The sequence below is a fragment of the Paenibacillus vietnamensis genome (assembly GCF_020169515.1).
In the GTDB taxonomy this organism is placed as follows: domain Bacteria; phylum Bacillota; class Bacilli; order Paenibacillales; family Paenibacillaceae; genus Pristimantibacillus; species Pristimantibacillus vietnamensis.
This window is the reverse complement of sequence record NZ_JAHMHW010000024.1, coordinates 62,421-69,195: the sequence shown is the minus strand read 5'-3', so window position 1 is coordinate 69,195 and position 6,775 is coordinate 62,421. Positions and strand designations below refer to the sequence as shown.

The 6,775-nt window shown below is 51.6% G+C and carries 8 protein-coding genes and 1 riboswitch; all 8 genes read right to left on the bottom strand.

From position 1 onward, the window contains the following. Positions 1-173: 173 nt before the first annotated feature. The 8 genes from KP806_RS25435 to folP all read right to left on the bottom strand — a co-directional run bounded on the left by KP806_RS25435 (position 174) and on the right by folP (position 6,726). A complete protein-coding gene (locus KP806_RS25435; RefSeq protein WP_224726559.1) occupies positions 174-980 on the bottom strand; it encodes a transglutaminase-like domain-containing protein in 807 nt (268 codons plus the stop codon). A gap of 12 nt (positions 981-992) precedes the next feature. Further along, positions 993-1,071, bottom strand: a riboswitch (cyclic di-GMP riboswitch). 163 nt (positions 1,072-1,234) lie between these two features. Further along, on the bottom strand, positions 1,235-2,752 hold the full coding sequence (gene lysS, locus KP806_RS25430; protein ID WP_224726564.1) for a lysine--tRNA ligase: 1,518 nt from the start codon (positions 2,750-2,752) through the stop codon (positions 1,235-1,237). 151 nt (positions 2,753-2,903) lie between these two features. Continuing rightward, entirely contained in the window at positions 2,904-3,380 is a 477-nt protein-coding gene (gene greA / locus KP806_RS25425; RefSeq protein WP_224726558.1) for a transcription elongation factor GreA, read from the bottom strand. 278 nt (positions 3,381-3,658) lie between these two features. Then, entirely contained in the window at positions 3,659-4,702 is a 1,044-nt protein-coding gene (gene dusB / locus KP806_RS25420) for a tRNA dihydrouridine synthase DusB (protein WP_224726557.1), read from the bottom strand. Positions 4,703-4,735: 33 nt separating this feature from the next. Beyond that, positions 4,736-4,948 carry a helix-turn-helix domain-containing protein gene (locus KP806_RS25415; RefSeq protein WP_224726556.1) on the bottom strand — a complete coding sequence of 71 codons (213 nt, stop codon included), beginning with the start codon at positions 4,946-4,948 and terminating at the stop codon, positions 4,736-4,738. Continuing rightward, on the bottom strand, positions 4,900-5,454 hold the full coding sequence (folK, locus tag KP806_RS25410) for a 2-amino-4-hydroxy-6-hydroxymethyldihydropteridine diphosphokinase (protein WP_224726555.1): 555 nt from the start codon (positions 5,452-5,454) through the stop codon (positions 4,900-4,902). Before folK ends, KP806_RS25415 begins: the two co-directional genes overlap by 49 nt. Further along, positions 5,432-5,818, bottom strand: a complete 387-nt coding sequence (gene folB / locus KP806_RS25405) for a dihydroneopterin aldolase (RefSeq protein WP_224726554.1) — start codon at positions 5,816-5,818, stop codon at positions 5,432-5,434. Before folB ends, folK begins: the two co-directional genes overlap by 23 nt. Positions 5,819-5,883: 65 nt before the next feature. Then, positions 5,884-6,726 carry a dihydropteroate synthase gene (folP, locus tag KP806_RS25400; protein ID WP_224726563.1) on the bottom strand — a complete coding sequence of 281 codons (843 nt, stop codon included), beginning with the start codon at positions 6,724-6,726 and terminating at the stop codon, positions 5,884-5,886. Positions 6,727-6,775: the final 49 nt, after the last annotated feature.

Here is a 6,775-nt window from a genome sequence, read left to right as displayed (position 1 = left end):
TCGTGTCAGCCGTATGTCTCAGCGGCGACTTAGATAATATATCACGTATGCCTATACGATTGCAAGTCCTTTTTTAAAAAAATCTTATTCCTATTTACCTCAAGTCAATAACCTCTGAAATATAACAAAAAACGAACAAGCGCCTTTGCGTCTGCCCGTTCCTGTTCCGCTCCTTAATACAGCCTGTTTGCTTTATATTTCGAAGCGTCCTTAATAAATTGGTACTTCTTATTGCTTCTCATAAGTCCAGCGTCAACCGTCGTATCAATAGTTACCCATTTACCGTCCAGATATGCTTCGTTCCATGCATGATACCCCTTCGCGTAGCTCGAGGTGCCCATCGTCAGTTTGACCGGAACACCTTGACTTCTCATCATTGCAGCGAATAATGAGGCGTAACCGTAGCATATGTCCTTTCTTGTCCGGATCGTACGATCGATATCAGGCAAATAATCGGCCGGAACTTGGGAGGCCAGCTTGTTATCATACTGAATGTTGGAAATGATGTATTCGTAAACGGCTTTCGCTTTCTCGGTGTCGGTCTTCTTATTCTTTGTCAGATCTGCGGCTTTCACGATCGCCGAATCGGAGCTTGTCCAGGCGATATTTTGAACGGAGTTCAGGAATACGTCTCTACCGTTCTTCAAATTCAACTCGACCGTTTGTTTCTTGACGACCTTATACTTATTGCCTTCCGTGTTCTCCAATAAAGAGACCGTATAATTTCCGTTGCCGAGCTGCAGGGGGAAGTGTTCCCATGACCTGCCCGAGTACAGGTTGTATGTATACCGCTCCTGTCCTTTTGTAACCATCAGCTTGGTTTTCACTTCAGCCTTGACTGCATAATTAACGGTCAAGACGCCGCGGTCTATTTCTGAAATATCGATCCATCCCGCTGTTTCGACTGCATGGGCTTCATCTGCGTTCACTGGCATAAAGAAAATAAGCGCCGCCGCAACAGCCAACAACCATTTGCGCATCAAAAAACTCCCTTCGGTAGCTGGCTGCCATCATGCGGAAGGCCCTTTAGCTTTGCGTCCCTACCTTTCGATAGGTTTGCCGTTTTCGTGTGAAGCTTCATAAGATTTATCTTATCATAGGCTTGTCGCTTATCAATCCTAATTTGCAAAAAAAGGTCAAAAAATGGTGAAATTTCAGAGAAATAGTAAACAGCCGGCGAATCGTACCACGCAAAAAACCGCCAGGCAGCCATGCCTGACGGTTTTAACTACAATTATTCGCCCGAGCGATGTTCTCTCATATGAGGGAACAGGAGCACGTCACGGATCGACGGAGCATTAGTAAGAAGCATGACCAGCCGGTCGATTCCGATACCAAGGCCGCCTGTCGGAGGCATACCGTACTCCAGAGCACGAATGAAGTCGTCGTCCATTTCATGCGCTTCGTCGTTGCCGTGCTCGCGTTCAACCAGCTGCGATTCGAACCTCTCGCGCTGATCGATCGGGTCGTTCAGCTCGGTAAAGGCATTCGCGTGCTCGCGGGCCACAATAAACAGCTCGAACCGGTCGGTAAAGCGCGGATCGGCTTCGCTTTTCTTCGCGAGCGGGGAGATCGCCACCGGATGTCCGGTTACGAAGGTCGGCTGAATCAGCATATGCTCGGCAAACTGCTCGAAAAACGCATTAACGATATGTCCGAACGTCATATGCGGATCTACCGCCACCTTATGCTCTTTGGCCAGGCGGTGAGCTTCTTCGTCGCTCATTTCAACGCTAAAGTCGACGCCTGTCGTTTCTTTGACAAGCTCCACCATCGTAACCCGGCGCCATTGCGGCGTCAGGTCGACCTCTTGGCCTTGGTATTCGATTTTTGTCGTGCCCAGCACTTCTTGCGCGATATGCGCAATCAGATTTTCGGTTAACGCCATAATATCCTTATAATCCGCATAAGCCTCATACAGCTCGATCATCGTAAATTCCGGATTGTGGCGGGTAGAAATGCCTTCATTCCGGTATACGCGCCCGATTTCGTAGACCTTCTCCAGGCCGCCGACAATAAGGCGCTTCAGATGCAGCTCGATCGCGATCCTCATGTACAGCTGCATATCCAGCGCATTGTGATGAGTGATGAAAGGACGGGCTGCAGCTCCGCCTGCAATCGAATGGAGGGTTGGCGTCTCGACCTCCAAATAGCCGCGCGAATCGAGGTAGCGGCGCATGGATTGAATGATTTTGGAACGGGTAATGAACGTCTGTTGGACGTCCGGATTCACGATCAGGTCCACATAACGCTGACGGTAACGAAGCTCAACGTCCTTCAGTCCATGATACTTGTCCGGCAGCGGAAGAAGCGACTTGGTCAGCACTTCGACGTCCTTAGCTTTAACGGAAACCTCTCCCGTATTCGTCTTGAACACGATACCGTGCACGCCGACAATATCGCCGATATCGAGCAGATCAAATGCGGCGAATTTGTTCTCCTCTACGGTATCCTTGCGGACGTAGATTTGGATTTTGCCGCTAAGATCCTGAATATGCGCGAAGCCGGCCTTACCCATTCCGCGCTTCTGCATAATGCGGCCGGCAATGCTCACTTTTACCGCCTTCTCCTCCAGCTCTTCCTTGCTCAGCTCTTCGTAGGCTTTTATAATGTCATCCGCGTTATGAGTACGTTCGAATTTCCGTCCGAAAGGATCGACGCCCAGCCCCCTCAGCTCATCCAACTTGTCTCTGCGAATTTGCAGAAGCTCGCTCAGCTCCTGCTCGTTGTTCTCATGTTCCACTACTTTCATCTCCTTGATACATTGTTCATCTAATAACATCAGGCGAAAACGCCTAAAGCCGTCTTTCGACGGCTACAGCCCTTTTCGCTATTGATTACTAAGAAGGAATAGATTAAAAAGCTTCCCTCGAAGGAAGCTTTCCGATCCGAAATAGCAAAGCTTATTTTTTGATATCGAGAATTTTATATTGGATGATGCCGACAGGAACGCTGACTTCAACGATCGCACCCTTCTTCTTGCCCAGAATAGCTTTGCCGACCGGGCTTTCGTTGGAGATTTTGTTCTGAAGGGGATCGGACTCAGCCGTACCGACAATGGAATACTCCATCGTGTCGCCGTATTCCAGATCTTCAACGGTAACGATCGAACCGATGCTTACCGTATCGACATCAATATCATCATTATTAATAATGCGTGCGTTGCGCAGCATCTTCTCAAGCGTAATAATGCGGCCTTCAATAAAAGCCTGCTCGTTCTTCGCGTCCTCGTATTCCGAGTTCTCGCTTATATCTCCGTAACCGATTGCTATTTTGATACGCTCCGCCACTTCACGACGCTTGACCGACTTCAAGTTCTCTAGTTCATCCTCGAGCTTTCTCAGCCCTTCTTGAGTCAGAATGATTTGCTTATCGTTCATCTTTCCGATTCTCCTGTCGTGTGACTAATTTTCATACCTTGTATGAATTCACTGATACCTAATATATTACGCTTCGTGACCATCATACCTGCCGATATTGAAAGCGCACTCTTCGTGTGCGTTTGGATTATATATTGCAAGATTATATTTCAAAATAACCCCGAATGTCAATCAAAGCCAGACCAGCCATTGAAACCGTTTCACTTCGTTCATGTACAACAGAAGCCGCTTGGCAGCGGCTTTTGTCGAATGGTGTCATTTGTTCGGTCTGACCGGAATTAATGCGTGATTTCACCCGCAGCGGCGGCGATTCCATCCTGCTCTCCGTCCTGCATCTGGAAAGGTTTGTCCTCCTCTAGTGAACGAACGTAGTTTTCCAAAATCGCAACCATTCTGTCGCGTCCGGTCTCCTCCATAATGACATCCTTAACCCGCGCGCCTCCCGGCAGACCCTTCAGGTACCAGGCCAAATGCTTGCGCATCTCACGAACCGCCACAGCTTCGCTCTTCAGCGCGATCAGCCGGTCAAGGTGCAAAATAGCTACCTCCAGCTTCTCGCGAGGGGTTGGATCGCCAAGCAGCTCCCCGTTCGTCAGGTACTGGATCGTACGGTACAGCATCCACGGATTACCGAGAGCGCCGCGCCCGATCATAACGCCGTCACAGCCCGTATGCTCGAGCAGCCTCTTCGCATCCTCCGGCGAGAATACGTCCCCGTTTCCGATGACGGGAATGGATACCGCTTCCTTTACATCTCTTATAATGTCCCAATTCGCCTTGCCGGTATACAGCTGCTCGCGCGTCCGTCCGTGAACGCTGACCGCCTTGCCGCCAGCCCGTTCTACGGCTTGCGCGTTCTCAACCGCATAGATGTGCTCATCGTCCCAGCCTATGCGCATTTTGACGGTAACGGGCTTCTCCACGGCATCGACGACGGACGATACCATTTCGTAAATTTTGTTCGGGTCGAGCAGCCAGCGCGCGCCGGCATCGCATTTCGTCACCTTCGGCACGGGGCAGCCCATATTTATATCAATGATGTCCGCGTTCGTTTGCCGATCCACGACCTTGGCCGCTTCGACGAGAGATTCACGGTCTCCTCCAAAAATTTGAAGGCTCAGCGGCTTCTCCCGCTCATCGACGAACAGCATTTCCATCGTTCTCTTGTTTCCATGCAAAATGGCCTTGTCGCTTACCATTTCCGCGCACACAAGACCGGTTCCGAACTCCTTGGCAATCAATCGAAAAGCCGGGTTGCACACGCCTGCCATCGGCGCCAGCACCACTCTGTTCTTCATTTCGATGTCTCCGATTTTCAGCATGTCGCTCCTTGCTCCTCTTCTAAATAATTTGAATTACTCACGGTTGTCGGACATCAGCTCTTCATAGCTGATTCCTAACGTTTTGGCGATGTGTCCGAGCAGCTTCGGATCGGTCTTTCTCGTACCCCGTTCAAGCGATCCCAATACCGCTACGGATACGCCAAGCTCTTTGGCCAGCTCCTGCTGAGTATAACCCTTCAGCTTTCGAAAGGCTCTGACGCGCTGCGCCAATTGATGGTTTTCCATAATGCAATGCCTTCCTTTCCATCCTGCAGCGCCGCCTTAGACGCTTTCTTCACTTTCTCGTGCAGCGGATGCGCAGCATCGATGACATCCTGCAGCGGCACAAGCACAAACGACCGCTCCATCATGCGCGGATGCGGCAGCGTAAGCTCTTCTTGATCCATTAAGACATTATCGTACAGGAGAAGATCCAGGTCAATGGTTCTTGGACCAAAGCGTATGTCCCGCACTCTGCCCAGCTGCTTCTCGATCTCAAAAAGGCGATGCAGCAAACCCACAGGTGAATGCTCGCTCCTGACCGCAATCACCATATTCAAAAACGGCGGCTGCTCGGTGTACCCTACCGGATCGGTCTCGTAAATGCCCGATACGCGGCAAACTTGAATGCCGGGGGACCCGTCAAGCCGGTCAATCGCATCCTTCAACAACTGCTCGCGGTTGCCAATGTTGGAGCCTAGGGCGACATAAGCTTCCGGCCAAACTGGCTCACGCGGGTATAATTCGTCCATCTGTATCCCGCTTTCTGCGCAGCTCCACCGTCACTCCGTCAAAATGGATATCGAACGGCGGGTGCGGCTTCGTAACTCGAACCGTCACATCATTTACAATAGTATAAGCCTCCAAAACCTTCGATGCAACGTGACCGGCCAATGCTTCGATCAGCTTGAACGGTTCGCCCTCGACGATCTTCTTCGTAAGAGCATGAATATCCGCGTAATTGACCGTCAGGCTTAAATCGTCGGTCGAAGCCGCTTGCTCCAAATCCATGCTCAGCTCAAGGTCGACGAAAAACTGCTGGCCAAGCTTGTTCTCCTCGGGGAATACGCCGTGATATCCGTAAAAACGCATACCTTTTATGATCATTTTATCCATTTCGCTTACACTCCTTACGGCTTGCTGCATCTAAGTCTAAAGCCATTCCGACAGTCCGTCCTCGATCAGCGGTACAGAATCGCGTCCGTCATGAGCGCCGTGCGCTTGTTCACGCGCACGTCATGCACCCGCACGATCTGGCAGCCTTGCGCGATGCCAAGGGCGACGGTCGCGGCGGTTCCCTCCGCGAGCTCCTCTACCGGTAAATTCAAAGCCTGCCGGATGAACCGTTTGCGCGAGGTACCGAGAAGCACCGGGAAGCCTAGCGCGGACAGCTCCGACAGGCGGCCGAGAAGCTCGAGGTTGTCCTCGTAGGTTTTGGCGAAGCCGATACCGGGGTCCAGCCAAATGTTCCCGTCGGCGATGCCGGCTTCCCGGGCGATGGCGACGCTGCCCAGCAGGTCGGCGAGCACATCCGGGACGAGGTCGTTATAGTCCCGGGAATGACGGTTGTGGCTGATAATGACCGGGCAACCGTACTCCGCCGCAACGGCGGCCATGTTCGGGTCACCCTTCAGCCCCCATATGTCGTTGATGATATGCGCGCCCGCTTCCAGTGCCTGCCGTGCCGTTTCAGATTTATATGTATCGATAGAGATCGGCATATGCGGCAAAGCTTTGCGAACCGCATGGATGACAGGCAGGACGCGCCGCAGCTCCTCTTCAAGCTCTACCTCTTCAAAGCCCGGCCTTGTGGATTCTCCGCCGATATCCAGAATATCGGCTCCCTCTTCTGCCATGGCCTTGGCATGGGCAACCGCTGCATCAACTTGCGTATAGCGCCCGCCGTCTGAGAAGGAATCCGGCGTCGCGTTCAATATGCCCATGATCAGCGTGCGTCCGCCAAGCTCAAGCTTTGTGCCGCTGCCGAAATCGTATTCCCTCTTCCTAAACACCGGTCTTTGCATCATCGAACTTCCGCTCCTTTTGAATATTTTTCGACATCCGGTTTATGCT

Bases quoted from the DNA above. Each gene is read 5' to 3' on its own strand.
- KP806_RS25435 (WP_224726559.1), bottom strand. From the start codon at position 980: ATGCGCAAATGGTTGTTGGCTGTTGCGGCGGCGCTTATTTTCTTTATG.
- lysS (WP_224726564.1), bottom strand. From the start codon at position 2,752: ATGAAAGTAGTGGAACATGAGAACAACGAGCAGGAGCTGAGCGAGCTT.
- greA (WP_224726558.1), bottom strand. From the start codon at position 3,380: ATGAACGATAAGCAAATCATTCTGACTCAAGAAGGGCTGAGAAAGCTC.
- dusB (WP_224726557.1), bottom strand. From the start codon at position 4,702: ATGCTGAAAATCGGAGACATCGAAATGAAGAACAGAGTGGTGCTGGCG.
- KP806_RS25415 (WP_224726556.1), bottom strand. From the start codon at position 4,948: ATGGAAAACCATCAATTGGCGCAGCGCGTCAGAGCCTTTCGAAAGCTG.
- folK (WP_224726555.1), bottom strand. From the start codon at position 5,454: ATGGACGAATTATACCCGCGTGAGCCAGTTTGGCCGGAAGCTTATGTC.
- folB (WP_224726554.1), bottom strand. From the start codon at position 5,818: ATGGATAAAATGATCATAAAAGGTATGCGTTTTTACGGATATCACGGC.
- folP (WP_224726563.1), bottom strand. From the start codon at position 6,726: ATGCAAAGACCGGTGTTTAGGAAGAGGGAATACGATTTCGGCAGCGGC.